Raw genomic sequence first — 26,591 nt, forward strand, 5'->3', positions numbered from 1 at the left:
CATGAACACTTCATTCCGAAAGAAGCTGCCGGGCACCGACCTGGATTACTTCGACACCCGCGAGGCGGTCGAGTCGATCCAGCCGGGCGCCTACGACAAGCTGCCGTACACCTCCCGCGTGCTGGCGGAAAACCTGGTGCGCCGCTGCGATCCGCTGACCCTGACGCCGTCGCTGCGCCAGATCATCGAGCGCAAGCGCGAGATGGACTTCCCGTGGTTCCCGGCGCGCGTGGTCTGCCACGACATCCTCGGCCAGACCGCGCTGGTGGACCTGGCCGGCCTGCGCGACGCCATTGCCGCGCAGGGCGGCGACCCGGCCAAGGTCAATCCGGTGGTGCCGGTACAGCTGATCGTCGACCACTCGCTGGCGGTGGAATGCGGCGGCTACGATCCGCAGGCCTTCGAAAAGAACCGCGCCATCGAGGACCGCCGCAATGAAGACCGCTTCCACTTCATCGAGTGGACCAAGCTGGCCTTCAAGAACGTGGACGTCATCCCCGCCGGCAACGGCATCATGCACCAGATCAATCTGGAAAAGATGTCGCCGGTGATCCATGCGCTGGACGGCGTGGCTTTCCCGGATACGCTGGTCGGCACCGACAGCCACACGCCGCACGTGGATGCGCTCGGCGTGATCGCCATTGGCGTCGGCGGCCTGGAGGCGGAAAACGTCATGCTCGGCCGCGCATCCTGGATGCGCCTGCCGGACATCGTCGGCGTCGAGCTGTCCGGCCGGCCGCAGCCCGGCATCACCGCCACCGACATCGTGCTGGCGCTGACCGAATTCCTGCGCAAGGCCAAGGTGGTGGGCGCCTATCTCGAGTTCTACGGCGAAGGCGCCTCGAAGCTCACGCTCGGCGACCGCGCGACCATCTCCAACATGGCGCCGGAATACGGCGCCACGGCGGCGATGTTCTCGATCGACCAGCAGACCATCGACTACCTCAGACTCACCGGCCGTCCGGACGAGCAGGTGAAGCTGGTCGAGATCTACGCGAAGGAAACCGGCCTCTGGTCCGACGCGCTGAAGAATGCCGAGTATGAGCGGGTGCTGAAGTTCGATCTGTCGAGCGTGGTGCGCAACATGGCCGGCCCGTCCAACCCGCACGCGCGGGTGGCCACGGCCGATCTCGCCGCCAGGGGCATCGCCGGCAAGTGGGAGGAAGTCCCCGGCCAGATGCCCGACGGCGCGGTGATCATCGCCGCCATCACCAGCTGCACCAACACCAGCAATCCGCGCAACGTGATCGCCGCCGGCCTGCTGGCGCGCAACGCCAACAAGCTCGGCCTGGTGCGCAAGCCCTGGGTCAAGACCTCGCTCGCGCCGGGTTCCAAGGCAGTGGCGCTGTACCTGGAAGAGGCGGGCCTGAAGCAGGAACTGGAAAAGCTGGGCTTCGGCATCGTCGCCTTCGCCTGCACCACCTGCAACGGCATGTCGGGCGCGCTCGATCCGAAGATCCAGCAAGAGATCGTCGACCGCGACCTGTACGCGACCGCCGTCCTGTCGGGCAACCGCAACTTCGACGGCCGCATACATCCGTATGCGAAGCAGGCTTTCCTGGCCTCGCCGCCGCTGGTGGTGGCGTATGCGATCGCCGGCACCATCCGCTTCGACATCGAAAAGGATGCGTTCGGCACCGACGCCAGCGGCAAGCCGATCATGCTCAAGGACCTGTGGCCGTCGGACGAGGAGATCGACGCGATCCTCAAGGCCTCGGTCAAGCCGGAGCAGTTCCGCAACGTCTACATCCCGATGTTCGAGAAGAAGGCGACCGCGGCCGAAGCGGTCAAGCCGCTGTACGACTGGCGTCCGATGAGCACCTACATCCGCCGTCCGCCGTACTGGGACAAGGAAGGTCAGGGCGCGCTCGCCGCCAGCCCGCGCACGCTGCGCGGCATGCGTCCGCTGGCGGTCCTCGGCGATAACATCACCACCGACCACCTGTCGCCGTCGAACGCCATCCTGCCCGACAGCGCCGCCGGCGAATACCTGGCGAAGATGGGCCTGCCGGAGGAAGACTTCAACTCCTACGCGACCCACCGCGGCGATCACCTCACCGCGCAGCGCGCCACCTTCGCCAACCCGACGCTGAAGAACGAGATGGTGGTGGTCGACGGCAAGGTGAAGCAGGGCTCGCTCGCCCGCATCGAGCCGGAAGGCAAGGTCACCCGCATGTGGGAAGCGATCGAGACCTACATGGAACGCAAGCAGCCGCTGATCATCATCGCGGGCGCCGACTACGGCCAGGGTTCGTCGCGCGACTGGGCGGCCAAGGGCGTGCGGCTGGCGGGGGTGGAAGCGATCGTCGCCGAAGGCTTCGAGCGCATCCACCGCACCAACCTGATCGGCATGGGCGTGCTGCCGCTGGAGTTCAAGCCGGGCGTCAACCGCCTCACGCTGGGCATCGACGGCACCGAGACCTACGACGTGATCGGCGAGCGCAAGCCGCGCGCGGATCTCACGCTGGTCATCCAGCGCCGCAACGGCGAGCGGGTCGACGTGCCCGTCACCTGCCGCCTCGATACCGCGGAAGAAGTGTCGATCTATGAAGCCGGCGGCGTGTTGCAGCGCTTCGCCCAGGACTTCCTGGCATCGGAAGCAAAAGCGGCCTAGCGCAAGCGGGCCTGTGCCGGGCGTTCAAAGCGGACGCCCGGCGCTCACAGGATTACAACATGGCTCATCAACCCCAGATCAAGATTCCCGCCACCTACATGCGCGGCGGCACCAGCAAGGGCGTGTTCTTCCGCCTGCAGGACCTGCCGGAAGCGGCACAGGTGCCCGGCGCCGCGCGCGACGCGCTGCTGATGCGCGTCATCGGCAGTCCCGACCCCTACGGCAAGCAGATCGACGGCATGGGCGGCGCGACCTCCAGCACCAGCAAGACGGTGATCGTGGCGCGCAGCACGCGGCCGGACCACGACGTCGATTACCTGTTCGGACAGGTATCGATCGACAAGGCCTTCGTCGACTGGAGCGGCAACTGCGGCAACCTGTCGTCGGCGGTCGGGCCGTTCGCCCTCAGCAACGGCCTGATCGATGCCGCGCGCATCCCGCAGAACGGCACCGCGACCGTGCGCATCTGGCAGGCCAATATCGGCAAGACCATCATCGCCCATGTGCCGGTCACCCATGGCCAGGTGCAGGAAACCGGCGACTTCGAACTCGACGGCGTGACCTTCCCGGCGGCCGAAGTGCAGCTGGAATTCATGGACCCGGCGGCGGAAGAAGAGGGCGCGGGCGGCGCGATGTTCCCGACCGGGAATCTGGTCGACGACCTCGAAGTGCCGGGCGTCGGCACGCTCAAGGCGACCATGATCAACGCCGGCATTCCGACCATCTTCGTCAACGCCGACGCGATCGGCTATACCGGCACCGAGTTGCAGGAAGCGATCAACGGCGATGCGAAGGCGCTCGCGATGTTCGAGACCATTCGCGCGTTCGGCGCGCTGCGCATGGGCCTGATCAAGGACATCGACGAAGCGGCGAAGCGCCAGCACACGCCGAAGATCGCGTTCGTCGCGCCGCCCGCCGACTACGTCGCCTCCAGCGGCAAGCAGGTGAAGGCGGACGACATCGACCTGCTGGTGCGCGCGCTGTCCATGGGCAAGCTGCATCACGCGATGATGGGCACCGCCGCGGTGGCCATCGGCACGGCGGCGGCGATTCCCGGCACGCTGGTCAATCTTGCCGCGGGCGGCGGCGAGCGCACCGCGGTGCGTTTCGGCCACCCGTCCGGCACGCTGCGCGTCGGCGCGGAAGCCACGCGCGTCAACGGCGACTGGAGCGTGACCAAGGCCATCATGAGCCGCAGCGCGCGCGTGCTGATGGAAGGCTGGGTGCGCGTGCCCGGCGATACCTTCTGAGATTTTCTGAAGGCTTGACCGGGAATAAGAAAAACGCAGCGCGCATGAAAATCCGCTGCGTTTTTTTATCGATGCGCGGCATCGCGTAAGTGCAGAGTAAGCCGCGAAAACAATACTGAAATCAGAACAGTGCGCCGCGGCGCGGGACGAACAGGAGACAGCATGAACTACCAGGATTTCTACAGGCAATCGGTTGAACAGCCCGAGCTTTTCTGGGCGAATGAAGCGCGGCGCATCCACTGGGAGAAGCCGTTCGAAACGGTGCTCGATCATTCGCGTCCGCCTTTCGCGAAATGGTTCGTCGGCGGCACCACCAATCTCTGCTACAACGCGGTCGACCGCTGGGCCGAGAGCCAGGGCGACAAGCCGGCGCTGATCGGCATCTCGACCGAGACCAATACCGAGAAGGTCTACAGCTACAGCGAGCTGAAGCAGGAAGTCATGCGCGCAGCGGCGATGATGCAGTCGCTCGGCGTTCGCAAGGGCGACCGCGTGCTGATCTACATGCCGATGATTCCCGAGGCGGCGTTCGCGATGCTCGCCTGCGCGCGCATCGGTGCCATCCACTCGGTCGTCTTCGGCGGCTTCGCGGCCAACAGCCTCGCCACCCGCATCGACGATGCGAAGCCGGTGCTGATCGTGTCGGCCGATGCCGGCTCGCGCGCGGGCAAGGCGATTCCCTACAAGCCCCTGCTGGACGAAGCCATCGGCCTGTCCTCGCACAAGCCGCGTCACGTGCTGCTGGTCAACCGGGCCCTGGCGCCGATCGCCACGGTCGAAGGACGCGATGTCGACTACGAGACGCTGCGCGAACAGCACATGCATGCGCAGGTGCCCGTGACCTGGCTGGAGTCCAACGACACCTCCTACATCCTCTATACCTCCGGCACCACCGGCAAGCCCAAGGGCGTGCAGCGCGACGTCGGCGGCTATGCCGTGGCCCTGGCGGCCTCGATGGATTACATCTTTTGCGGCAAGGCGGGCGAAACCTATTTCTCCACCTCCGACATCGGCTGGGTGGTCGGTCATTCCTATATCGTCTATGGTCCGCTGATCGCCGGCATGGCCACCGTCATGTACGAGGGACTGCCGATTCGTCCCGATGCCGGCATCTGGTGGAGCATCGTCGAGAAGTACAAGGTCACGCGCATGTTCTCGGCGCCGACCGCGGTGCGCGTGCTGAAGAAGCAGCCGCCGGAGTTCATGAAGAAATACGACCTGTCCTCGCTCAAGGCGCTCTATCTAGCCGGCGAGCCGCTGGACGAGACGACCTCGCAGTGGATTTCGTCCGAGCTCGGCGTGCCGATCATCGACAATTACTGGCAGACCGAGACCGGCTGGCCGATCCTGTCGATCGCCTGCGGCGTGCAGGAAAAGGCGACCCGGCTCGGCAGTCCCGGCGTGCCGATGTACGGCTACAAGGTGCGCCTGCTGAACGAGGCCACCGGCGAGGAATGCGGCGCCAATGAAAAGGGTGTGGTGGTGATCGACGGTCCGCTGCCGCCCGGCTGCATGCAGACCGTGTACGGCGACGACGAACGCTTCGTCAAGACTTACTGGTCCAACTTCCGGCAGCAGGTGTATTCGACCTTCGACTGGGGCATACGCGACGAGGATGGTTACTACTTCATCCTCGGCCGCACCGACGACGTCATCAACGTTGCCGGCCACCGCCTCGGCACGCGCGAGATCGAGGAAAGCATTTCCAGCCACCCGAACGTCTCCGAGGTCGCGGTGGTGGGCGTGGAAGACAAGCTCAAGGGCCAGGTCGCGGTCGCTTTCGTGATCCCGAAAAACGCCGAGCCGGCCTCGACGCCCGAGGGACGCAAGGCGCTGGAGGCGGAGATCATGGCCGTCGTCGACCGTCAGCTCGGCGCCGTCGCGCGGCCGTCGCGGGTGCACTTCGTCGGACTGCTGCCGAAGACCCGGTCGGGCAAGCTGCTGCGCCGCTCCATCCAGGCGCTGTGCGAGGGACGCGATCCGGGCGACCTCACCACGATCGAAGATCCGGCTTCGCTGCAGCAGGTGAAGGCGGCGCTGGCGGAGTAAGCACTGCGTGAAGGGTGAAGCATGGCGCGTTTTCGTGCTGGCCGGGTGGAGGTGACACGCCTTCGCCGGGTCGCGATCCGCGGATCAACCGCTCTCCGCACGCACGTGGTCCGGGCCGGCAGGGACGCCGGCCCCACCGGCTCGGCGTGAGCAGGTCCGGCCTCCGTCCCGGACCAGCGGAGCTGGCACGACCTTCGTCGGGTGGCGCGCGCCGCGAGCCGCGGATCAAGCCCTCTCCGGACGCACGTGGTTTGGGCCGGCAGGGACGCCGGCCCTACCGAGTCTGAGTAGGGCCGGCCTCCGTGCCGGCCCAGCGGAGGCCGCACAACCTTCGTCGGGTGGCGCGAGCCGTGCATCAAGCCCTCTCCGGACGCACGTGGTCTGGGCCGGCAGGGACGCCGGCCCCACCGAGTCTGAGTAGGGCCGGCCTCCGTGCCGGTCCAGCGGAGGCCGCACAACCGACAGCAGGCCGCTCGACCGCAGGAAGGCAACGCCACCGGCCGCGACGTCGATGCCCTATCGTTACGCAAAGCGTAGCAATCCGGACTGCCTCGACACCGCCGCGCTCACTCCAGCGTCGCCACCACCGGCGCATGATCGGACGGCTGCTCCCACTTGCGGGGCGCTCTGTCCACTATGCAGGCAGTGCAGCGCGCGGCCAGCGGTGGCGAGAGCAGGATATGGTCGATGCGCAGGCCCATGTTGCGGCGGAAGGCCATCATCCGGTAATCCCACCAGCTGAATGTTTTCTCGGGCTGCTCGAACAGCCGGAACGCGTCCTTCAGGCCGAGTGCCTGCAGGCGCTGGAATTGCGACCGCTCCGGCTCCGAAAACAACACTTGCCCTTCCCAGGCCTTGGGGTCGTGCACGTCGCGTTCGTCGGGCGCGATGTTATAGTCGCCGAGCAGGGCGAGCTGCGGGTAGGCCTGCAGTTCCTCGGCCAGCCACTCATGCAGCGCATCCAGCCAGCGCAGCTTGTACAGGTATTTGTCGGTGCCGACCGCCTGCCCGTTCGGTATATAGGCACAGACGATGCGCATGCCGTCGATGGTGGCGGCGATGATGCGCTGCTGCTCGTCCTGGAAGCGGGGATTGTTCCTGACCACGTCCGTCATCGGCAGACGCGACAGGATGGCGACGCCGTTGTAGGTCTTTTGTCCGGTGTATGCCACCTGGTAACCGGCGGCCTCGATCTCCGCCTGCGGGAATTTGTCGTCGGTGAGCTTGGTCTCCTGCAGGCAGAGCACGTCGACCGGATTCTCCGACAGCCATTGCAGCACCTGGGGCAGGCGGACTTTGAGGGAGTTGACGTTCCAGGTGGCGAGTTTCATCGATGCGGTCCTCTTGTTCGGGATGTGCGGCCGGCGCGGCGGCGTTTCAGCGTGCCCGCATCTTACCGCAGCGCTCGATCGACTGTGATGCCGGCACTGCGCCGGGACTGGCGGCGCTTCATGCTAGCAGCCTGGTTTCCCGCTGTATATATGCATTTCTGCATCTGTTCGAAGCGCATGAAAACGGTGAACAATGGCCATGCATTGCAATGCACGCCTTCCCGAAATCCTCGCGTGTCCCGCCTGCCTCAGCGGGTTGGGGCCGCAGGCAACGGGGAATATCGTCAATGTCACGCAAACAGGAGAAACTATGCAGGTACTCAGTCCCGAAGAAGTGAAGGCCGTCAGCGGCGGCGTCAATTGGGAGCAGGTGGGTGTCGGATTCGGCGCGCTCGGCCTCGGCGTCGCCATCGCCGCCACACCCGTCGGCGCCTTCGGCGCAGCGGCCGCGGCCGGAATTTCCTACTTCGGCGGTGTCGCGATCGGAGATGGGTTCATCGAAGGGGCCGCCTTCGACTTTTAATCCGTAACCGCGGACGCGGAGTGCCGGGCCCGGGGGCTGGCACTCCGCGGTGACGCTGTTCGGTTGGGCTGAATCAAATGGAGGAGTCCATGACGATGCATCAGATTCTGCTGGTGGCGATCGGGGCGGCGGTCGTGCTGCTGTCGGTCGCCCTGCACAAGGTCGGGCTGGTCACGACGGCGGCGAGCACCAAAAAGCTACCATTTTTTTTCGCGATCGCCGTGGCGATGTTCGGCATCTTCGGACTGCCGATGCTGAGCCGGCTTGGATACATATGAAGCAATGGCCCGGGTGCGGAGCACGCGGGCCATTGGTCAGGACGGGTCTTGCGGACGCCGCTGATCAGGACTTCTTGCCGTTGGCGCGATTGATCAGGAAGGTGGTCAGCAACGGCACCGGACGACCGGTCGCGCCCTTGGCCGCGCCGCTCTTCCAGGCGGTACCGGCGATGTCCAGGTGCGCCCAGGTGTACTTCCTGGTGTAGCGCTCGAGGAAGCAGGCGGCGGTGATGCTGCCGCCGGGCGGGCCGCCGATGTTGGCCATGTCGGCGAAGTTGGACTTGAGCTGCTCCTGGTAGGCGTCCTCGATGGGCATGCGCCAGGCGGTATCGCCGGTCGCCTTGCCTGCCGCGAGCAGTTCCGCGGCGAGCGCATCGTGCGCATCGTCGTGGCGGGTGAACAGGCCGGTGTTGTGGTGGCCGAGCGCGGTGACGCAGGCGCCGGTGAGCGTCGCGATGTCCACCACCGCCGCCGGCTTGAAGCGCTCGACATACGTCAGCGCGTCGCACAGGATCAGGCGGCCTTCGGCATCGGTGTTCAGGATCTCGATGGTCTGGCCGGACATCGATGTCACGATGTCGCCAGGCTTGGATGCGCGGCCCGAGGGCATGTTTTCGCAGGCGGGAATGACGCCGATCACATTGAGCCTGAGCGCCATTTCACCGATCGCGCGGAAGGTGCCGAGGACCGACGCCGCGCCGCACATGTCGTACTTCATCTCGTCCATGTTGGCGCCGGGCTTCAGGGAAATGCCCCCGGTATCGAAGGTGATGCCCTTGCCGACCAGGACCACCGGCGCATCCTTCTGCTTGCCGCCCATATGCTTGAGGACGATGAACTTGGGCGGCTCGTCGCTGCCCTTGGTCACGGACAGGAAGCTGCCCATCTTGAGCGCTTCGAGCTGCTTGCGGTCGAGGATCTCGACATTGAAGCCGAACTCGCCGGCCAGCTTCTTCGCGGTGTCGGCGAGATAGGTCGGGGTGCAGATGTTGGGCGGCAGGTTGCCGAGGGTCTTGGTCAGTTCGACGCCGTTGGCGAGGGCCTGGCCCTGGGCGGCGGCGGATTTGGCGAGCGCCAGGTCTTCGGCCGGCACCAGCACCGTCATCTTGCGCACGCCGGTCGGCTCGGCTTCCTTCTTGCTCTTGGTCTCGTCGTAGCGGTAGCCGGCATCGCGCGCCGCCAGCACCGCGCCGCGGATGGCCCAGGCGGCGTCCCGCCCGGCGACCAGGTCGAGCGGCAGCGCCAGCGCGCCATCGGTCGCGCCGATGCCCGAGAAGGATTTGGCGACCGCCTGCAGGGCGCTCTGGAAGTTCTTGTCGGTGACGCCGTCCTGCTTGCCCAGGCCGACCAGCAGCACGCGCTCGGCGGCGACGCCCTCGATCCCCCGCAGCAGCAGGGTGGAACCCGGCTTGCCGCTGATATCGCCCGACTTCACGGCAGCGGTGATTTCCCCTTTGGCGTCAAGTGCTTGCGCGGTGCGGGAGAGTTTCTTGTCTTCAAATACACCAACAGCGATACAGCCCGTCTTTACCCCGGCCAGGCCGGTTTTTGCGTCAATAGGTTTTATGCTAAAGTCCATGGGTCGCTCCTTCTCGAGACGCAATTATAGTCTTTCATTCAATGATCTTTCAGCGCGCTCTCCGACGCGAACTTGTCAGCACCGCTGGCGCCGTCTTCACCACGCTGTTTACCATCACGATTACCGTCATGCTGATCAAGATCCTCGGCCAGGCCGCCGGGGGCAAGGTCTCGTCGCAGGACGTGATCGCACTGATCGGATTCGCAGCCCTCAAATACCTGCCGATCATCCTGATCCTCACCGGTTTCATTTCCGTGCTGGTCGCGGTCACCCGCAGCTATCAGGACTCCGAAATGGTGGTGTGGTTCGCCTCCGGACTCAGCCTGTCGCGCTGGATCAGGCCGGTGCTGCTGTTCGCGCTGCCGATCGTGGCGGTGATCGCGCTGCTCAGCTTCGTCGTCACCCCGTGGTCGAACCAGCAGAGCGCCGAATTCCGCGAACGCTATGAAAAGCGCGAGGACATCGCGCGCATCTCTCCCGGCAAGTTCCAGGAGTCCTCGTCCTCGGACCGGGTGTTCTTCGTCGAGGGCACGACCGGCGACGCCACCAAAGTGCGCAATGTCTTCGTCAACACCGTGCGCGACGGGAAGGACAGCCTGGTGGTGGCCAGGGAAGGCACGGTGACGGTCGACGAGCGCGGCGACAAGTTCCTGATCCTGGACCAGGGACGCCGTTACGACAACGTGACCGGCGGCGACGACCTCCGGCTGACCGAGTTCCAGCGCTACGGCGTGCTGGTGGCGCAGCAATCGCCGTCCGTCGTCGGCGACCTGTCGGCGCGCGCGCTGCCGACCCCGGCGCTGCTGGCCGACATGAACCGCTATAACCGTGCAGAACTGCTCTGGCGGCTGTCGCTGCCCATCATGGGATTGCTGCTGATGCTGCTCGCCATTCCGCTCGGCTTCGTCAACCCGCGCGGCGGACGCTCCGCCAACCTGCTGGTCGCGCTGCTCATGTTCATCATCTACAGCAACATGGTGAGCGTCTTCCAGACCGCGGTGCAGAAGCAGCGCCTGTCCTTCGAGGCCGGCTGGTGGCCGCTGCATCTCGCCGTGCTGCTGCTCACCGTCGGGCTGTTCGCGTGGCGCCTTGGGGTCAACAGCCCCTGGCATCCGGCGGCCATGTGGGGCGCGTTCAAGCGTGCCTTCATCTTCCGCAAGGCGGCCCCGCAATGAAAGTCCTGCACCGTTATGTCGCGGCGGAGATCCTGACCTCCACCGTCTTCGCGCTGGTCGCCTTCCTGTCGCTGTTCGCGTTCTTCGACCTGATCGCCGAACTGCCCCGCGTCGGCCGCGGCAGCTACGAGCTGCAGCACGCCTTCCTGTACGTGGCGATGAACCTGCCGGCCTATGTCTACGACCTGATGCCGATCGCGGCGCTGATCGGCACCATCTACACGCTGGCGCAGCTGGCCGCCCGCTCCGAATTCACCATCATGCGCGCCTCGGGCCTCTCCACCGGCATGGCCGGCTGGATGCTCGCCAGGGTCGGCATCGTGCTGGTGCTGGTGACCTTTCTGTTCGGCGAGTTCATCGCCCCGGCCAGCAGCGAATACGCGGAGAAATTCCGGCTGGCGGCGCAGGAGTCCTCCATCTCCCGCGAGTTCCGCTCCGGTCTCTGGACCAAGGACGTGATCCGCAGCGAAGGCATGACCGGAGAGAACATCGGCTCGCGCTTTCTGAACGTGGGCAATGTGACGCCCGACGGGCAGCTGCGCCGGCTGAAGGTCTATGAATTCGACCGCGACATGCAGCTGCGTGCCGTCATCACCGCAGGACACGCCGACTACCGGGGCAACAATGTCTGGCGTTTCGTCGATGTGGCGGAAACCAGCTTTGCGCCCAAGGGTTCGGACCTTGCGGAGGTGGTGAGTTCGCGCAAGCACGCGACGTACGACGTGGTGTCCGAAATCACGCCCGAGATCCTGTCGGTGCTGGTGGTGGACCCGGAGCGCATGTCGGCGCTCAGCCTGGCCACTTACACCCGCCATCTCGAGGACAACAGCCAGAACGCCGAACGCTACGAGATCGCGTTCTGGAAAAAGCTGTTCTATCCGCTGGCGGTGATGGTGATGATGGCGCTGGCGCTGCCGTTCGCCTATCTGCACTTCCGTTCCGGCGGTGTCAGCCTGAAGATTTTCATCGGCGTGATGATCGGCGTGAGCTTCCAGCTGATCAACAGCCTGTTCTCGCATATCGGCCTGCTCAACACCTGGCCGCCGGTCGCCACCGCGCTGCTGCCGAGCGTGCTCTTCCTGCTGGTCGCCATGGGCGCGCTGGCATGGGTGCAGAAACACTAGGAGGGTTCGCATGAGCATGAATGCACTCGTACTGTTCGCCCACGGCGCCCGCGATCCCCGCTGGGCCGAGCCGTTTCGGCGTCTGCAGGCGATCACGCAGGCGCAGATGCCGGAGGTCAGGGTCGAGCTGGCCTTTCTGGAACTCATGGAGCCGCGCCTGCCAGAACTCGTGGCCTCGCTGGCGGCGAACGGCTGCACCGGCGTGTCGGTGGTCCCGGTGTTTTTCGGGCAGGGAGGACATGTGCTGCGCGATCTGCCGCTCATGGTGGAGCAGCTGCGCACCGAGTATCCCGGGCTTGGTTTTCGGGTCGCGCCCGCGGTCGGCGAAGACGAGACCGTGTTGAAGGCGATTGCCGGGTACTGCGTCCGGATGACCGAGTCGGCCGGGTAGCGGTTACCGGCCTGGCTTGGGTGGGGCCGGCGTCCGTGCCGGTGCATTGGGGCTTCGACGACCTTAGACGGGGGGCGATCCGGGTATTCACCTTTCTCCGGACGTAGGTGGTTTGGGCCGGCAGGGACGCCGGCCCTACTGTCGGGGTGTATGGGACTTGTCTACGTGCCGGACTCACCGGGGGCGCATGGGCTGCATCGTGCGCTCCAAGCTGCGTATCAACCACTCTCCCGGTAACCCTTGATCTGGCCAGGCAGCGACGGTGGCACGACCGTCCCGGCGTGAGTAGGGCCGGCCTCCGTGCCGGCCTTGCGGAGGTCGCAAGACCTGCGGCGGATGGCGCGGGCTGCCGCGTATCAATCGTTCTCCGGACTGCCGCCCGTTGGCCGGCAGGGACGCCGGCCCTACTGATCGGCGTGAGAAGGGCGGATCGGCGTAAGACGGGAAGGATCGGGCGAAGGCCGGATCGGCGTGAGAAGGGGCGAATCGGCGTGAGAAGCGACCGAGTTACCCGGGCTGCCGGCTCGCCATCGCTTCACCGATCATCACCAGCACCGGCCCCTTGCAGTCGGCCAGGCCCTGTTCAAGCTCGGCGAGCGTCATCCGAATCACGCGCTCAGCCGGCCGGCTGCAGTTTTCGACGGCGATGACCGGCAGCGAGGGCGGGCGGCCCTGGGCCAGAAGCTTGTGTGCGGTCTCCCGGGCCTCCCGTCCGCCCATGTACTGGATCAGGGTGTCGCAGTCGGGCAGCGTCGTCTGCTCGGGATGATCCGGCGCGGTGCTGGAGGTGAAGAACGCGATGCTGCGGGCGATGCCGCGGCGGGTGAGCGGCTGTCTGGTGGAGGCGGCGGCTGCTAGCGCGGTGGTGACGCCGGGGACGACTTCCACGGCTATGCCTTCGGCTTCTAGCGCACGCAACTCTTCGTCGGCACGGCCGAAGATCATCGGGTCGCCGCCCTTCAGCCGCACCACCATCCGGTACTTGCGCGCGCACTCGATCAGGGTCTGGTTGATCAGCGCCTGCGCGGTGGAACGCTGGCCCGAGCGCTTGCCGACGGAAATCTTCTCCGCCTGCGGGCAGAGCGCGAGCACTTCGTCGGTGACGAGCGCATCGTGCAGCACGACATCCGCCTGCGCCAAAAGACGGGCGCCGCGGACCGTGATCAGGTCGGCGGCGCCGGGGCCCGCGCCGAGCAGGTAGACCTTGCCGGTCGCGGGAGTCTGCGAGTCCATCTCAGTCCAGTCGGATCATGCCCGCCGCGACCGTCTGGTGACTGACTTCGTCGATCAGGATGAACGCGCCGGTGGCGCGGATCTGGGCATAGGCGTCGGCGGCCAGCGGCTGCGCGACGTTGATCGACACGGTGGCGATGTCGTTGAGCTTGAGCGCCTCGGCGGTGCGACGTTCCTGGGTGTTGATGTCGAGCAGGGTGTCGATCTTCGTCACCTTGGCCGGTACCTGGCGGGTGGTGTGCTTGAGCCAGTACTTGCGGCGCGGATCGAGCGGCTCTTCCGACAGCCAGCAGATGTCTGCGTTGACGGTCTTCTGCAGCGTGGCCGGTTGCTCGGCGGCGGCCAGCATGTCGCCGCGCGAGATGTCGAGATACTCTTCCAGCAGCAGCGTGACCGACTGGCCGGCGCGCGCCGTTTCCAGCGAACCGTCGAGCGTGAGAATGTCCTTCACGGTGGCGGTCTGTCCGCCGGGCTGCACCACCAGCTTGTCGCCGCGGCTGACCTTGCCGGATTCGACGCGGCCCATGTAGCCGCGGAAATCGTTGGCTTCGTGGCCGTTGTGACGGGCCACCAGCTGCACCGGAAAACGCAGCGGCTGATCGTGGGCGTCGTCATAGACGGACAGGCTTTCCAGCAGCTCGATCAGGGTCGGACCCTGGTACCAGGGCATGCGCTCGCCCGCGGCCACGACGTTGTCGCCGACCAGCGCCGACATCGGGATCGCGTGCACGTCGGCCAGGCCGAGCTGCTGCGCGAACTGGCGGTAAGCGGCGACGATTCGGTCGTAGACGGTCTGGTCGTAGTTGACCAGGTCCATCTTGTTGACGGCGACGATCACATGCTCGATGCGCAGCAGATGGGCGATGGTGGAATGGCGCTTGGTCTGGGTCAGCAGTTCGACGCTGCCGTCCTCGCCCAGCTTCACCTTGGACACGTCGACCAGGATGATCACCGCGTCGGCGGTGGAGGCGCCGGTCACCATGTTGCGGGTGTACTGCTCATGGCCGGGGGTGTCGGCGATGATGAACTTGCGCTTGGGCGTGGCGAAGTAGCGGTAGGCGACGTCGATCGTGATGCCCTGTTCGCGCTCGGCTTCGAGGCCGTCGGTCAGCAGCGACAGGTCGACGGTGTCGCCGACGGTGCGCTTGTGCTTGGCGCGCGAGATGGCGTCGAGCTGGTCGGCGAAGATGCCCTTGCTGTCGAACAGCAGGCGGCCGATCAGGGTACTCTTGCCGTCGTCGACCGAGCCGGCGGTGATGAAGCGCAGCAACCCGCGCTCGGCGGCAGCTTGCGACAGTTCTTTTTCGGCTAGCACGGCGTTCATCAGAAATATCCTTCCTTCTTGCGTTTTTCCATCGAGGCTTCGGATGTCTGGTCATCCATGCGGGTCGCCCCGCGCTCGGTGATCTGGGTGACGGCGGTCTCGGCCAGGATGGCGTCGACGTCGGCGGCGTCGGAGGCGACCGGGCAGGTGCAGGAGATGTCGCCCACGGTGCGGAAGCGCACGGTGCGGGTCTCGACGGTCTCGCCCTCGCGTGCCGGGGTCAGGTCGGTCAGCGGCACCAGCAGGCCGTTGCGCGGGATGACCTGGCGCTCATGCGCGAAATAGATCGACGGCAGCGCGAGCTTTTCGCGGGCGATGTATTGCCAGACGTCGAGTTCGGTCCAGTTCGAGATCGGGAACACGCGCATGTTCTCGCCCGGATGAACGCGGGTGTTGTACAGATCCCAGAGTTCGGGACGCTGGGCCTTGGGATTCCACTGGCCGAATTCGTCGCGGAAGGAAAAGATGCGCTCCTTGGCGCGCGCCTTTTCCTCGTCGCGGCGGGCGCCGCCGATGCAGGCGTCGAACTGGAATTCGGCGATGGTCTCCAGCAGCGTCACCGCCTGCGCCGCATTGCGGGAGTCGGTCTGCGGATTGCGCAGGCGCACGGTGCCGCGCTTGATTGAGTCCTCGACCGAGCGCACGATCAGGCGCTCGCCGAGTTCGGCCGCGCGGCGGTCGCGGAATTCGATCACTTCCGGGAAGTTGTGGCCGGTATCGATATGCACCAGCGGGAACGGGAATTTGCCGGGGCGGAAAGCCTTTTCCGCGATCCGCAGCAGCACCACCGAGTCCTTGCCGCCCGAGAAGAGCAGGGCGGGGTTGGTGCACTCGGCGGCCACCTCGCGCATGATGTGGATGGCTTCGGATTCGAGCCAGTCGAGGTGCCGGTTGCTGGCGGCGTCCAGGAAAAGTTTTTCGACAGCGGTATTCATAAAATTCTCACGCAGGTACGGACTTGATTCTGACCAGCTTGCCGTCGACGACGTGCAAGCCGCATTCCTTGGATTCCGGGTTCTCCCACCACCAGCGTCCGGCGCGCACATCCTCGCCCGGCTGGATCGCGCGGGTGCAGGGTTCGCAGCCGATCGAGGGATAACCCTTGTCATGCAGCGGGTTGTAGGGCACCTTGTTGTCGCGGATGTAGCGCCACACGTCCTCTTCCGACCAGTCGGCCAGCGGATTGAACTTGGTCATGCCGTGCGCGGCGTCGTCTTCCTGCACCGCGAGTTCGGCGCGGGTGGTCGACTGGGCGCGGCGCTGGCCGGTTATCCATGCCTTGTTGCCGGCGAGCGCGCGGTTGAGCGGCTCGACCTTGCGGATGCGGCAGCATTCCTTGCGCATCTCGACGCTGTCGTAGAACGCGTTCAGGCCGTTCTGCCGCACGTAGGCGTCGATCGCCGCCGTCTCAGGCGTGTACAGGCGCACCTCGTAGCCGTAGGTCTCGCGGATGCGCTCGACCATGCCCAGGGTTTCCTCGTGCAGGCGCCCGGTCTCGAGCGTGAAGATCCCGATCGGCAGCTTCGCGCGCAGGATGAGGTCGGTCAGCACCATGTCCTCGGCCGCGAGGCTGGAGGCGAAGACGGCCGGCGAGAACTCTGCGGCCACGCGCGCGAGCGTGGCCTGGGTGTCCGCGACGAGCTTGTCGAAATCGCTCATGCCGCGGCTCCGCGCTGCACCCGGCGGAACAGCGGCGACTTCAGGTCCCACGAGTTCTGGTAGGGCTCGGAGAAATCCGACAGACCCTTGAGCGCGTCGTGGATGTTCTTGTCCTCGCGCACCGCGAAGGCATCGAAGCCGACGCGCTGCATGTAGAACAGCTGGTCGCGCAGCACGTCGCCGATGGCACGCAGTTCGCCGGTCCAGCCGAGGCGGGCGCGCAGGTTGTAGGCGATCGAGTAGCCGCGTCCGTCCATGAACTTGGGGAAGTCGACCGCGATCAGCTGGAAGCGGCCGAGCTCGTCCTTCAGCTCCTCGGGGCGCTCGCTGCTGGCGAGCCAGACGCCGAGCTGCCTGTCGGCGGCGCGGGCTTCGAGCGCGGCGCGCTGCGCCTGCCAGACCTTGAGCGGCACGATGACCTTGCCCGCCGGGATGGCCACACTGTCGGCGGTCTGTTCCTCGGTCAGGCGCAGTACCGTCCAGTCGTCGCCGACGACAGCCTTGTTCTTGATGATGTTACGCATAGGCGTCTTCTCCAGCGGGATGCACAATCTTGATCGGGGTGGCGTACACGAATTCCTTGAATGGCGTGACACCGATGCGGCGCGCGGTGTCGATGAAGCGCTCGTCTTCGTTGCGCTCGCGCAGGTAGACCTGCAGGATGCGGTCGATCACTTCCGGCATCTGGTGCGCGGAGAACGAGGGGCCGATGATCTTGCCGATGCTCGACTCGTTGCCCTGGGCGCCGCCGATCGACACCTGGTACCACTCGCTGCCGTCCTTGTCGACGCCGAGGATGCCGATGTGGCCGACATGGTGGTGACCGCAGGAGTTGATGCAGCCGGAGATGTTCAGCTCGAGTTCGCCGATGTCGTGCTGGAAGTCGAGGTTGTCGAAACGCTCGGCGATGTCGCCGGCGATCGGGATCGACTTGGCATTGGCCAGCGCGCAGAAGTCGCCGCCCGGGCAGCAGATCATGTCGGTCAGCAGGCCGATGTTCGGCGTGGCCAGGCCCTGGGCCTTGATCTCTTCCCACAGCTTCACCAGGTCGGACAGGCGCACGTCGGCCAGCACCAGGTTCTGTTCGTGGGTGACGCGCACTTCGCCGAAGCTGTAGCGGTCGGCGATGTCGGCGACGAAGTCGAGCTGCTCGGCGGTGGCGTCGCCCGGCGGTACGCCGGTCTTCTTCAGCGACAGCACCACGGCCTTGTAGCCGGGGACCTTGTGGCCGCGCACATTGCGCCTGACCCAGTTGGCGAAAGCCTTGTTGCCGGCCAGCGTCTGCTCGAAGCCGGCGTCGGTCGCGGGCAGGGTTTCGTAGGCGGGCGCGGTGAAGTGGGCGGCGACGCGGGCCAGTTCTTCCTCGGTCAGGGTGGCGGGGCCGTCCTTCAGGTCCTGCCATTCGGCTTCCACCTGGCGCGCGAATTCCTCGATGCCGAGCGCCTTGACCAGGATCTTGATGCGGGCCTTGTACATGTTGTCGCGGCGGCCGTACTGGTTGTACACGCGCAGGATGGCTTCGATGTAGCTCATCAGATGCTGCCACGGCAGGAAGGCGCGGATTTCGCTGCCGAGGATCGGGGTGCGGCCCATGCCGCCGCCGACCAGCACGCGGAAGCCGACTTCGCCCTGCTCGTTCTTCACGATGGACAGGCCGATGTCATGCACCATGATCGCGGCGCGGTCTTCCTTCGCGCCGTTGACGGCGATCTTGAACTTGCGCGGCAGGAAGGCGAACTCCGGATGGAAGGTGCTCCACTGGCGGATGATTTCGCAGTAGGGACGCGGATCGACGATCTCGTCCTCGGCCACGCCGGCGAACGGATCGGAGGTGGTGTTGCGCACGCAGTTGCCCGAAGTCTGGATCGCATGCATTTCGACCGAGGCCAGCTTGCCGAGGATTTCCGGCGTTTCTTCCAGCTTGATCCAGTTGAACTGGATGTTCTGGCGGGTGGTGAAGTGGCCGTAGCCGCGATCGTGTTCGCGCGCGATGTGGGCGAACATGCGCACCTGCTTCGACGACAGCAGGCCGTAGGGCACGGCGACGCGCAGCATGTAGGCATGGCGCTGATAGTAGAGGCCGTTCTGCAGGCGCAGCGGCCGGAATTCATCCTCGCTCAGTTCGCCCGAAAGGCGGCGCTCCACCTGGCTGGTGTACTGGGCGACGCGTTCCTTGACGATCTGGTGATCATATTGGTCGTAGCGATACATCTTGTTGTTCCAATCTTAAAAAACCATTTTGGCGGCAATGCCGGTCAGCGTGGTCGCCAGCAGGCCGCGCAGAATTTTTTCGGGCACGGCGCGGGCGGCGAGGGAGCCGATGGTGATGCCGGGCACCGAGCCCAGCAGCAGGGTGACGAGCAGTTCCCAGTTGATCGAACCGAGATACCAGTGGCCGGCGGCCGCGATCGCGGTGAGCGGCACGGCGTAGGCGATGTCGGTGCCGGCGATTTCGGCCGGGGACAGGCGAGGATACAGCAAGACGAGGATTGTCGCACCGACAGCGCCGGCGCCGATCGAGGAGATCGTCACCAGTGTGCCGAGCAGGGCGCCGACGATGACCGTGGTGACCGCCAGCGCCGTGCCCTGCAGCTGCTTTTCGGGGTGGGCGATGACCCAGGCCTGCATGCGCGAGCGGAACAGCAGCGCCACCACGGTCAGCAGCACCGAGCCGGCGATGGAATAGCGGATGACCTGGCCGATCTGCTGGTCGAGCGCGCCGAAAGACTTGAGCGCGAGCGTGGTGAACAGCGCCGCCGGCAGCGCGCCGTAGCAGAGATGGCGCACGATGTCCCAGCGCACGGTGCCGCGGAAGCGGTGGGCGAGGGTGCCGGCGGACTTGGTGGCGGCCGCGAACGCGAGGTCGGTGCCGACGGCCACGGTGGGCGAGACGCCGAACATCAGCGTCAGCAGCGGCGTCATCAGCGAGCCGCCGCCGACGCCCGTCAGACCGACCAGCAGGCCGACCGCAAAACCGGAGATTACGTAATGAAGATCCATGGCACCCCACGCAAAGGAGCATGAATCGTAATAAACTTATTCCTTATTCCAAACTATTTAGTACTCATTTGCTTATATGCTCAAAAAGCATATGCAAGCGCGGAAAAAACATTGCAGGACAGACAAGGATGAACCTCCACCAACTGCGCTTCGTGCGTGAAGCCGTGCGCCAGAACTTCAATCTGACCGAGGCGGCGAAGGCGCTCTACACGTCGCAGCCCGGCGTGTCGAAGGCGATCATCGAGCTGGAAGAGGAGCTGGGGGTGGACATCTTCACCCGCCACGGCAAGCGCATCCGCGGACTGACCGAGCCGGGCAGGGCGGTGCTGCGCTCGGTCGAGCTGATCATGCAGGAGATCGACGGCCTCAAGCGCATCGGCAAGGAATTCGCCGCCCAGGACAGCGGCAGCTTCACCATCGCCACCACCCACACCCAGGCCCGTTATGCGCTGCCGAGGGTGGTGCAGGCCTTCGCCCAGCGTTACCCGAAGGTCAGGTTGTCGCTTTTGCAAGGCAATCCCAAGCAGGTGGCGGAGATGGTGCTCAAGGACCAGGCCGACATGGCGATCGCCACCGAGGCGATCGCGAGCATCGACGGTCTGATCAGCCTGCCCTGCTATCAGTGGGAACATGTGGTGGTGGTGCCGCACGACCATCCGCTCACGCGCATCACGCCGCTGACGCTGGAAGCGATCGCCGCCTACCCGCTGATCACCTACGACAGCGCCTTCACCGGACGCGCCAAGATCGACCACGCGTTCCAGCTGCGCGACCTGAAGCCCGACGTGCTGCTCGAGGCGATCGACGCCGACGTCATCAAGACCTATGTCGAACTGGGCATGGGCGTGGGCATCATCGCCGGCATGGCCTATGACGCCGACCGCGACAAGGGCCTGCGCGCGATCCCGGTCGGCCACCTGTTCGGCACCAACGTCTCCCGCGTGGCCCTCAAGCAGGGCGCCTATTTGCGCGGCTATGTATACAGCTTCATCGAACTGATCTCGCCCACGCTCACCCGCAAGCTGGTCGAGCAGGTGATGAACGGCGAGAAGGAAATGTACGAGCTGTGACGGCCGTTTTTGCTTCCTTGTAACCCCGGTTTGCGGGTAGAATGGCGCCCGTCATTGGGGAGTAGCCGCCCTCCGAAGCCGTATCCGCGAGAGGGGCTTGCGTCAACAGACTTGTCCTTTTGCGGACATGGCGCAGGCAGCATCGGGCCTGGCGAGACCATTGACTGCGCGCCTCCAGCAATGGGCCGGAGAGGCGTGTGGTCAATCGTCCGTTCTCCGGCCCGGGATCATTCATGGAAGCCTTCCTCATCTCCACCGGCATCGTCGCCCTCGCTGAAATGGGTGACAAGACCCAGCTGCTGTCGCTGCTGCTCGCCGCCAAGTTCCGCCGACCGCTGCCGATCATCCTCGGCATTCTCGTCGCCACCCTGTTCAATCACGCATTTGCCGGCGCCGTCGGCAGCTGGCTGACCGAATTCCTCGGGCCGGATGCGCTGCGCTGGATACTCGGCCTGTCCTTCCTCGCGATGGCGGTGTGGACCCTGATACCCGACAAGATCGACGACGTGGACGCGAAGCCGGCCAGGCTCGGCGTGTTCGCCACCACGGTGATCGCCTTCTTTCTCGCCGAGATGGGGGACAAGACGCAGGTGGCGACGATCGCGCTGGCCGCCAAATTCTCCGGCTTCTATGCGGTGGTGGCCGGCACCACGCTGGGCATGATGATCGCAAACGTACCGGCGGTCTTCCTCGGCGAGCGCATCATGCGCGTGGTGTCGCTGCGGCTGGTGCACGGGATCGCGGCGGCGATCTTCGCGGTGCTGGGGGTGGTGACGCTGGCTGGCGGGGCGCTCGGGGACCTGTTGCGTCTCGGCGGCGCGTAGCCCCATCGCGCGGTGCCGCCGGCCCGCGCTCCGGCGTGGCTCGTGACGCTGCCGGAGGTCTTGCCGGCAGCGGCCATCGGCCCCGCACCAGTACCACTTGCTGTCGGTTCAGCCGCTCGTCCCTCGGCGCCGCGCCTGTGCGGAGCCGGCCGTCCCATCCGATTCACCGTCGTCCGGCGACTACAGGTCTTTCCTGATCTTGTCGATGTCGTCCGGGGTGACACCATAGGTGGTCGAGAGTTTGGACTTGATGTAGTCGTTGAGCTGACGCCATTCATCGTCCGAGAAGATGCCATCGCTGCCGGCGTACTTCTCCTTGAGCTTGTTCTTGACGTCATCGGGCATCGGATCCCACAAGGACAAGTCGCGGTTCGTGTTACCCAGCGATTTCCGCATGCGCTCGATGTCCCCCGCGGAGACGACGCCGTCCGGTCCGGCGTTCTTCTCCATGTATTCCACGACCAGTTTCTTTTCGTCCTCCGAGAAGACGGCATCAGAGCCGGCGTATTTCTCCTTGAGCTTGTTCCTGATGTCGTCGGGCAGCTGGTTCCACCACTCATCGAATGACTTGCCGGACTTCGGCGGGGGCGGGGGAAGGCCGTCGAAGCCGGCCGCATCCAGATCCTTGCTAATCTTGTCGATGTCGTCCGGGGTGACACCATAGGTGGTCGAGAGTTTGGACTTGATGTAGTCGTTGAGCTGACGCCATTCATCGTCCGAGAAGATGCCATCGCTGCCGGCGTACTTCTCCTTGAGCTTGTTCTTGACGTCATCGGGCATCGGATCCCACAAGGACAAGTCGCGGTTCGTGTTGCCCAGCGATTTCCGCATGCGCTCGATGTCCCCCGCGGAGACGACGCCGTCCGGTCCGGCATTCGTTTCCAGGTATTGCACGATCTGCTTCTTCTCCTCCTCGGAGTAGATTCTGTCAGGGCCGCCGAATTTCTCCCCGAGCTTGTTCCTGATGTCGACGGGCAGCTGGCTCCACCACTCATCGAATGACTTGCCTGACTTCGGCGTCGAACCACCGGGTGCGGGCGTTGAACCACCGGGTGCGGGCGTTGAACCACCGGGTGCGGGCGTCGAACCACCGGGTGCGGGCGTTGAACCACCGGTTGTGGGCGTCGAACTACCGGGCGTGGGTGTTGAACCACCGGTTGTGGGCGTCGAACCACCAGTTGTGGGCGTCGAACCACCGGTTGTGGGCGTCGAACCACCAGTTGTGGGCGTCGAACCACCGGTTGTGGGCGTCGAACCACCGGTTGTGGGCGTCGAACCACCGGTTGTGGGTGTCGAACCACCGGTTATGGGTGTCGAACCACCAGGTGCGGGCGTGTTGTTCTTCGGGACCGACGGATCTTGTATATCCCAGACCTTCATTGAGCTGTCCACCGAGTTATTCTTCTGTCCGTCATCCGCCAGGTCGAGCGCCCTGAGGTTATCCAGCGCGACCTTCTTTTGCACCGGGTCGGACGAATTGTCATACACCTGCTTCCACGCGTTCCATATCTGCCTGATCGACTCATTGTTGACTTGCATCGTGTTCTCCTGATAATTCCTGGCCGCGCCGCGGCTACCATGCCTGTCGGTCAGGAAGTGGCGCGCAAAACAGGGACGAGTGGTGAGATGTCGACGATCGGCGGTCGGAGCGCGATCCACCACTCAGGCATCACGGCTAGGCGGTGCCACCCGTGCCCGTACCACCCGATCCGCCCGTCCCCGTACCACCCGATCCACCGGTACCCGTTCCACCCGTACCGCCCGCGCCACCCAGGCCGAGCAGTAGCTGGATTCCAGGCAGTTCGGTCGCGAGGATCTTGTCATCCCAGCCCGCGAGCACTGCGATGAACTCAACCACCTCCGACTTCTCGGCGTCCGACAGCTCGCCGTCGAGTCCGCCGAATTTCTGCTTGAGCTTGTTCCTCACATCCTCGGGCAGCTGATCCATCCATTGCTTGAAGAGCTTGTCAACCTCGTCCTTGGTCAATCCCGATCCCTTGATGCCCTGGTCTTCCCGTATGGCCTCCACGGTCCGCGGATCGAGGGTGTGCAAGTCGCCCACGGAATCGATGTATTCAAGCATTCGCTTCTTCTCGGCGGTGTCGAACTGCTTGTCCGGGCCCGCGTACTTCTCCGTGAGTTTTCTCTGCGCATCGGGTGGCAGGAATCTCCACCAGACTTCAAACGTGGTGTTAACCGTCTCCTCGCTTTCGAGGTTGACCTTGGCGTTCATGCCCAGCTCCGACTTCAGTGGCCCGAGTTGGGTGAAGGTCGGCAGCCAGTTGTTGATCGGTCCCAGGTATTCGACGGCCTTGCGCTTCTCTTCATCGTCGAACTGGCCGTCTTCACCGGCGAACTTCTCCGTCAGTTTCTTCTTCACGTCCTCGGGAAGCCCGCTCATCCAGCTAGTGAAATAGGTGTTGACGTCCTGCGTGCTCAGTTGCGATTTCTCGAGACCCATGTCTTTTCGCAGCGCGTCCACGTCGGCCGGCGTGAGGAAGTTTCCGCCGCTGGTCTTCGACTTGAAGTACTCATGGGCCGCATTCACTTCCTCCTGGCTCCAGTTCATGTCGGGACCAGCGAGCTTCTCCGTCAGCTTGACCTTGAGATCCTGGGGCAGCTGCACGAGCCAGCCGTTGATCTGTTCGAGGTTGCGGCTGTAACTGTCGACCTCATTGAACACGGTTTCGATCTCGCCCTGGCTGAGCCCATCGGTTCCACCCTTGGAATTGACGAACTCGACCACGCGGCCTTTTTCTTCGTCGGAGAAAGTGCCGTCCGGGCCGGCGAAGTTCGTCGTCAATTTGTTCTTCAGGGGGGCCGGCACCTGGCTCATGATCTGGTCGAAGTTCTTGTTGACCTCGGCCTGGTCCGGGATCTTCAGGCCCAGATCCTTTCTCAGCCTTTCGATATCGCCGGGGGAAACGATCGCGTCGTTCCATGCGTGGGTATGCATGTACTCGATCGCCTTCGTCTTTTCTGCGTCCGTGAATTCGCCGTCGTCGCCGGCGAACTTCTTCTTTACAGCCTCCTGTACGTCCTTGGGCAGCTGGCTCCACAGGTTCTTGAATGTCGTGTTGGTGTCGGGGGACCCGTTGCTGCCTCCCGGTGTGTTGTTCGTGCCCTGTCCCGGATCCTGTATGTCCCAGATCTTCATGGAACTGTCGACCGAGTTGTTCTTCTGGCCGTCGTCGATGATGTCCATCGCCTGGAGGTTCGCCAGTGCGAGCTGCTTGACATTCGGGTCGGTGGAATTGGAATGCAGGTCCTTCCACACATTCCAGATCGCCTTCAGATCAGTGTTGATTGCCATGATGCTTTCCTTTCCTGTATATCGTGGAGCACATAGTCCGCCGTTCGATGCAGCATCGGGATCCGCCCGTTCCCGGTCCGCCGGCCGCGGTCCGGCGACTCACGGCCGGACGAGCGGATCGGGCATGCCGGAGCATCCCGGACAGGCAGACCATGGCGTCTGATCACCCGTATTCCTGATTTCCCTCGAAGGGGGGGCGGGCGGGCGCACGCCCGTCACCGCGCGGATATCTCCCCCGGATCGCGCGATCGGGAAGCTCTCGCCCTTCCATGTACCGTCCGCCCATTTCGTGCTCCCTATGGCTTCATTTTGTCAGCCCGAACATCTTCCTTTGCACATCGAGATCCTGCGAGGCGATGTCGTCGTTCCAAAAATATGTACTTGCTCAGGTATTCAAGCCACGCCCCGGCCGGAATCGGCTCCATTCACGCGCTTCCAGCGATGCAAGGCATGCTTGTGCGCGTCGCTGACAGTTGCCATGGATTCCGTTACTTCTCCGTTTGCTTCGGTTTGACGGGACTCGCCCGAACATCGTCCTTTCGATGCAATCCGGCGCCCCGACCCACCTCGTGCCTGGTATGACACCGCATGCCGACCCACGGCCGCATTGCGGCCATGTATTGAATGAGTAGCAAATTGACCATGTCAGTTCCTCCGTGCCACGGCCCGCGCCCGCATCCGCCGGGGCGTTCCGGCGGCCGTCTTCACGGTCCGGCGTGGCGCGAGGTAGACTAGCGCGGGCGTCGAATCGCGGACGTCCATTTCCACGACAAGAACCACAGGAAGACATGAAACTCGCCACCCTCAAAGACGGCACCCGCGACGGCCAGCTTGCCGTCGTGTCGCGCGACCTGAAGAGCGCTCACCTCGCCGACGGCATCGCACTCACCATGCAGCGCGCGCTGGACGACTGGAATTTCATCGCGCCGCAGCTCGACGAGCTTTACCAGCAGCTCAATGCAGGACGCGCGCCGCGCGCGTTCGACTTCGATCCGAAACGCTGCATGGCGCCGCTGCCGCGCGCCTATCAGTGGGCGGACGGCTCGGCTTATGTGAATCACGTGGAACTCGTGCGTCGCGCGCGCGACGCGGAGATGCCGGAGTCTTTCTGGCATGACCCGCTGATGTACCAGGGCGGCGGCGACGACTTCATCGGTCCGACCGACGACATCGTGCTCGGCTCGGAAGAGTGGGGCATCGACTTCGAGGGCGAAGTGGCGGTGATCACCGACGACGTGCCGATGGGTACGCCGGCGCAGCAGGCGCTGGCTCACATCAAGCTGCTGATGCTGGTCAACGATGTCTCGCTGCGCAATCTGATCCCCGCCGAGCTGGCCAAGGGCTTCGGCTTCTTCCAGTCCAAGCCGGCGTCGAGCTTCTCGCCGGTCGCGGTGACGCCGGACGAGCTGGGCGATGCCTGGCAGGAGGGCAAGGTGCACCTGCCGCTGCGCGCGACCTGGAACGGCGCCCTCGTCGGCCAGCCGAATGCCGGCGTGGACATGGTGTTCAGCTTCCCGCAGCTGATCGCGCACCTGGCCAGGACCCGCAATGCGCGCGCCGGCTCGATCATCGGCTCCGGCACGGTGTCCAACAAGGACAGCAAGAAGGGCTATACCTGCATCGCCGAAAAGCGTTGCCTGGAAATGATCGAGGGCGGCGAGCCGAAAACCCCGTTCATGAAGTTCGGCGACACCATCCGCATCGAGATGCTGGATGCGAACGGCAAGTCGATCTTCGGTGCCATCAATCAGCAGGTGGCGCAGCCCGGCGCAGCCAGGCCGCAAGCCTAGGCAGGCGGCGCGCGCCGCCGGCGGGCCGCGACCGGCGGGCCTGTTCCGTATACTTCATCGAGAC

General features: G+C 64.9%; 22 protein-coding genes and 1 riboswitch. Of the genes, 11 read left to right on the plus strand and 11 right to left on the minus strand.

All coding sequences use genetic code 11. The features are described from left to right. Position 1 precedes the first annotated feature (1 nt). The 3 genes from acnD (at position 2) to NCCP691_RS10735 (ending at position 5,913) form a co-directional block, all read left to right on the plus strand. A complete protein-coding gene (gene acnD, locus NCCP691_RS10725; protein WP_220808265.1) occupies positions 2-2,614 on the plus strand; it encodes a Fe/S-dependent 2-methylisocitrate dehydratase AcnD in 2,613 nt (870 codons plus the stop codon). Between the two features lie 59 nt (positions 2,615-2,673). Further along, positions 2,674-3,864, plus strand: coding sequence for a 2-methylaconitate cis-trans isomerase PrpF (gene prpF, locus NCCP691_RS10730; protein ID WP_220808266.1), 1,191 nt, complete (start codon positions 2,674-2,676; stop codon positions 3,862-3,864). A 162-nt stretch (positions 3,865-4,026) separates the two neighbouring features. Then, positions 4,027-5,913: a propionate--CoA ligase gene (locus NCCP691_RS10735; protein WP_220808267.1), complete on the plus strand. Its 1,887-nt coding sequence runs from the start codon at positions 4,027-4,029 to the stop codon at positions 5,911-5,913. A 566-nt stretch (positions 5,914-6,479) separates the two neighbouring features. Here NCCP691_RS10735 and xth read toward each other — a convergent pair. Further along, complete coding sequence (xth, locus tag NCCP691_RS10740; protein WP_220808268.1) at positions 6,480-7,244, minus strand: exodeoxyribonuclease III; 765 nt, start codon at positions 7,242-7,244, stop codon at positions 6,480-6,482. Between the two features lie 310 nt (positions 7,245-7,554). Here xth and NCCP691_RS10745 point away from each other — a divergent pair, with 310 nt between their 5' ends. Together NCCP691_RS10745 and NCCP691_RS10750 are read left to right on the plus strand one after the other, a co-directional pair. After that, positions 7,555-7,767, plus strand: coding sequence for a hypothetical protein (locus NCCP691_RS10745; protein WP_220808269.1), 213 nt, complete (start codon positions 7,555-7,557; stop codon positions 7,765-7,767). Between the two features lie 89 nt (positions 7,768-7,856). Beyond that, positions 7,857-8,045 (plus strand): hypothetical protein, encoded by a 189-nt coding sequence (locus NCCP691_RS10750; RefSeq protein ID WP_220808270.1) that lies wholly within the window; start codon positions 7,857-7,859, stop codon positions 8,043-8,045. Positions 8,046-8,109: 64 nt separating this feature from the next. Here NCCP691_RS10750 and NCCP691_RS10755 read toward each other — a convergent pair whose 3' ends face one another. After that, positions 8,110-9,624, minus strand: coding sequence for a leucyl aminopeptidase (locus tag NCCP691_RS10755; RefSeq protein WP_220808271.1), 1,515 nt, complete (start codon positions 9,622-9,624; stop codon positions 8,110-8,112). A 41-nt stretch (positions 9,625-9,665) separates the two neighbouring features. Between NCCP691_RS10755 and lptF the strand changes: the two genes are divergently transcribed. From lptF to NCCP691_RS10770, 3 genes are read left to right on the plus strand one after another with little or no spacing between them, the layout of a single operon-like run. Further along, positions 9,666-10,799, plus strand: a complete 1,134-nt coding sequence (gene lptF, locus NCCP691_RS10760) for an LPS export ABC transporter permease LptF (protein WP_220808272.1) — start codon at positions 9,666-9,668, stop codon at positions 10,797-10,799. Beyond that, the gene (gene lptG, locus NCCP691_RS10765; protein ID WP_220808273.1) at positions 10,796-11,923 is read left to right on the plus strand and encodes an LPS export ABC transporter permease LptG; all 1,128 of its coding nucleotides are present in this window, start codon (positions 10,796-10,798) and stop codon (positions 11,921-11,923) included. The genes lptF and lptG overlap by 4 nt, the downstream gene beginning before the upstream one ends. A 10-nt stretch (positions 11,924-11,933) precedes the next feature. Continuing rightward, positions 11,934-12,314 carry a sirohydrochlorin chelatase gene (locus NCCP691_RS10770; protein WP_220808274.1) on the plus strand — a complete coding sequence of 127 codons (381 nt, stop codon included), beginning with the start codon at positions 11,934-11,936 and terminating at the stop codon, positions 12,312-12,314. Between the two features lie 507 nt (positions 12,315-12,821). Here NCCP691_RS10770 and cobA read toward each other — a convergent pair. The 7 genes from cobA to NCCP691_RS10805 are packed head-to-tail and all read right to left on the minus strand — an operon-like array spanning position 12,822 to position 19,530. Further along, complete coding sequence (cobA, locus tag NCCP691_RS10775; RefSeq protein ID WP_220808275.1) at positions 12,822-13,547, minus strand: uroporphyrinogen-III C-methyltransferase; 726 nt, start codon at positions 13,545-13,547, stop codon at positions 12,822-12,824. A gap of 1 nt (position 13,548) precedes the next feature. Beyond that, positions 13,549-14,871: a sulfate adenylyltransferase subunit 1 gene (locus NCCP691_RS10780; protein WP_220808276.1), complete on the minus strand. Its 1,323-nt coding sequence runs from the start codon at positions 14,869-14,871 to the stop codon at positions 13,549-13,551. Next, positions 14,871-15,806 (minus strand): sulfate adenylyltransferase subunit CysD, encoded by a 936-nt coding sequence (gene cysD / locus NCCP691_RS10785; RefSeq protein ID WP_220808277.1) that lies wholly within the window; start codon positions 15,804-15,806, stop codon positions 14,871-14,873. The genes NCCP691_RS10780 and cysD overlap by 1 nt, the downstream gene beginning before the upstream one ends. A gap of 7 nt (positions 15,807-15,813) precedes the next feature. After that, a complete protein-coding gene (locus tag NCCP691_RS10790) occupies positions 15,814-16,530 on the minus strand; it encodes a phosphoadenylyl-sulfate reductase (protein WP_220808278.1) in 717 nt (238 codons plus the stop codon). Then, the gene (locus NCCP691_RS10795; RefSeq protein ID WP_220808279.1) at positions 16,527-17,054 is read right to left on the minus strand and encodes a DUF934 domain-containing protein; all 528 of its coding nucleotides are present in this window, start codon (positions 17,052-17,054) and stop codon (positions 16,527-16,529) included. The genes NCCP691_RS10790 and NCCP691_RS10795 overlap by 4 nt, the downstream gene beginning before the upstream one ends. Continuing rightward, on the minus strand, positions 17,047-18,741 hold the full coding sequence (locus NCCP691_RS10800) for a nitrite/sulfite reductase (RefSeq protein WP_220808280.1): 1,695 nt from the start codon (positions 18,739-18,741) through the stop codon (positions 17,047-17,049). The genes NCCP691_RS10795 and NCCP691_RS10800 overlap by 8 nt, the downstream gene beginning before the upstream one ends. A 15-nt stretch (positions 18,742-18,756) precedes the next feature. Next, positions 18,757-19,530: a sulfite exporter TauE/SafE family protein gene (locus tag NCCP691_RS10805; RefSeq protein WP_220808281.1), complete on the minus strand. Its 774-nt coding sequence runs from the start codon at positions 19,528-19,530 to the stop codon at positions 18,757-18,759. 128 nt (positions 19,531-19,658) lie between these two features. Between NCCP691_RS10805 and NCCP691_RS10810 the strand changes: the two genes are divergently transcribed. Both NCCP691_RS10810 and NCCP691_RS10815 read left to right on the plus strand, forming a co-directional pair. After that, the gene (locus NCCP691_RS10810) at positions 19,659-20,600 is read left to right on the plus strand and encodes a CysB family HTH-type transcriptional regulator (RefSeq protein WP_220808282.1); all 942 of its coding nucleotides are present in this window, start codon (positions 19,659-19,661) and stop codon (positions 20,598-20,600) included. Positions 20,601-20,644: 44 nt separating this feature from the next. Then, a riboswitch (yybP-ykoY riboswitch) is annotated at positions 20,645-20,832 on the plus strand. 1 nt (position 20,833) lies between these two features. Then, positions 20,834-21,424, plus strand: a complete 591-nt coding sequence (locus NCCP691_RS10815; RefSeq protein ID WP_220808283.1) for a TMEM165/GDT1 family protein — start codon at positions 20,834-20,836, stop codon at positions 21,422-21,424. A gap of 180 nt (positions 21,425-21,604) precedes the next feature. On the opposite strand, the gene NCCP691_RS10820 is transcribed toward NCCP691_RS10815, so the two are convergent. Next, positions 21,605-22,963, minus strand: a complete 1,359-nt coding sequence (locus NCCP691_RS10820; protein WP_220808284.1) for a hypothetical protein — start codon at positions 22,961-22,963, stop codon at positions 21,605-21,607. A 136-nt stretch (positions 22,964-23,099) separates the two neighbouring features. Next, the gene (locus NCCP691_RS10825; protein WP_220808285.1) at positions 23,100-24,737 is read right to left on the minus strand and encodes a hypothetical protein; all 1,638 of its coding nucleotides are present in this window, start codon (positions 24,735-24,737) and stop codon (positions 23,100-23,102) included. 788 nt (positions 24,738-25,525) lie between these two features. On the opposite strand from NCCP691_RS10825, the gene NCCP691_RS10830 reads away from it, so the two are divergent. Beyond that, a complete protein-coding gene (locus NCCP691_RS10830) occupies positions 25,526-26,527 on the plus strand; it encodes a fumarylacetoacetate hydrolase family protein (RefSeq protein WP_220808286.1) in 1,002 nt (333 codons plus the stop codon). Positions 26,528-26,591 lie beyond the last annotated feature (64 nt).

The organism is Noviherbaspirillum aridicola (assembly GCF_019656455.1).
Classification (GTDB): domain Bacteria; phylum Pseudomonadota; class Gammaproteobacteria; order Burkholderiales; family Burkholderiaceae_D; genus Noviherbaspirillum; species Noviherbaspirillum aridicola.

What these genes read in the sequence shown, in the direction of transcription:
- acnD (WP_220808265.1), top strand. Translation starts at nt 2, where the DNA reads ATGAACACTTCATTCCGAAAGAAGCTGCCGGGCACCGACCTGGATTAC.
- prpF (WP_220808266.1), top strand. Translation starts at nt 2,674, where the DNA reads ATGGCTCATCAACCCCAGATCAAGATTCCCGCCACCTACATGCGCGGC.
- NCCP691_RS10735 (WP_220808267.1), top strand. Translation starts at nt 4,027, where the DNA reads ATGAACTACCAGGATTTCTACAGGCAATCGGTTGAACAGCCCGAGCTT.
- xth (WP_220808268.1), bottom strand. Translation starts at nt 7,244, where the DNA reads ATGAAACTCGCCACCTGGAACGTCAACTCCCTCAAAGTCCGCCTGCCC.
- NCCP691_RS10745 (WP_220808269.1), top strand. Translation starts at nt 7,555, where the DNA reads ATGCAGGTACTCAGTCCCGAAGAAGTGAAGGCCGTCAGCGGCGGCGTC.
- NCCP691_RS10750 (WP_220808270.1), top strand. Translation starts at nt 7,857, where the DNA reads ATGACGATGCATCAGATTCTGCTGGTGGCGATCGGGGCGGCGGTCGTG.
- NCCP691_RS10755 (WP_220808271.1), bottom strand. Translation starts at nt 9,624, where the DNA reads ATGGACTTTAGCATAAAACCTATTGACGCAAAAACCGGCCTGGCCGGG.
- lptF (WP_220808272.1), top strand. Translation starts at nt 9,666, where the DNA reads ATGATCTTTCAGCGCGCTCTCCGACGCGAACTTGTCAGCACCGCTGGC.
- lptG (WP_220808273.1), top strand. Translation starts at nt 10,796, where the DNA reads ATGAAAGTCCTGCACCGTTATGTCGCGGCGGAGATCCTGACCTCCACC.
- NCCP691_RS10770 (WP_220808274.1), top strand. Translation starts at nt 11,934, where the DNA reads ATGAGCATGAATGCACTCGTACTGTTCGCCCACGGCGCCCGCGATCCC.
- cobA (WP_220808275.1), bottom strand. Translation starts at nt 13,547, where the DNA reads ATGGACTCGCAGACTCCCGCGACCGGCAAGGTCTACCTGCTCGGCGCG.
- NCCP691_RS10780 (WP_220808276.1), bottom strand. Translation starts at nt 14,871, where the DNA reads ATGAACGCCGTGCTAGCCGAAAAAGAACTGTCGCAAGCTGCCGCCGAG.
- cysD (WP_220808277.1), bottom strand. Translation starts at nt 15,806, where the DNA reads ATGAATACCGCTGTCGAAAAACTTTTCCTGGACGCCGCCAGCAACCGG.
- NCCP691_RS10790 (WP_220808278.1), bottom strand. Translation starts at nt 16,530, where the DNA reads ATGAGCGATTTCGACAAGCTCGTCGCGGACACCCAGGCCACGCTCGCG.
- NCCP691_RS10795 (WP_220808279.1), bottom strand. Translation starts at nt 17,054, where the DNA reads ATGCGTAACATCATCAAGAACAAGGCTGTCGTCGGCGACGACTGGACG.
- NCCP691_RS10800 (WP_220808280.1), bottom strand. Translation starts at nt 18,741, where the DNA reads ATGTATCGCTACGACCAATATGATCACCAGATCGTCAAGGAACGCGTC.
- NCCP691_RS10805 (WP_220808281.1), bottom strand. Translation starts at nt 19,530, where the DNA reads ATGGATCTTCATTACGTAATCTCCGGTTTTGCGGTCGGCCTGCTGGTC.
- NCCP691_RS10810 (WP_220808282.1), top strand. Translation starts at nt 19,659, where the DNA reads ATGAACCTCCACCAACTGCGCTTCGTGCGTGAAGCCGTGCGCCAGAAC.
- NCCP691_RS10815 (WP_220808283.1), top strand. Translation starts at nt 20,834, where the DNA reads ATGGAAGCCTTCCTCATCTCCACCGGCATCGTCGCCCTCGCTGAAATG.
- NCCP691_RS10820 (WP_220808284.1), bottom strand. Translation starts at nt 22,963, where the DNA reads ATGCAAGTCAACAATGAGTCGATCAGGCAGATATGGAACGCGTGGAAG.
- NCCP691_RS10825 (WP_220808285.1), bottom strand. Translation starts at nt 24,737, where the DNA reads ATGGCAATCAACACTGATCTGAAGGCGATCTGGAATGTGTGGAAGGAC.
- NCCP691_RS10830 (WP_220808286.1), top strand. Translation starts at nt 25,526, where the DNA reads ATGAAACTCGCCACCCTCAAAGACGGCACCCGCGACGGCCAGCTTGCC.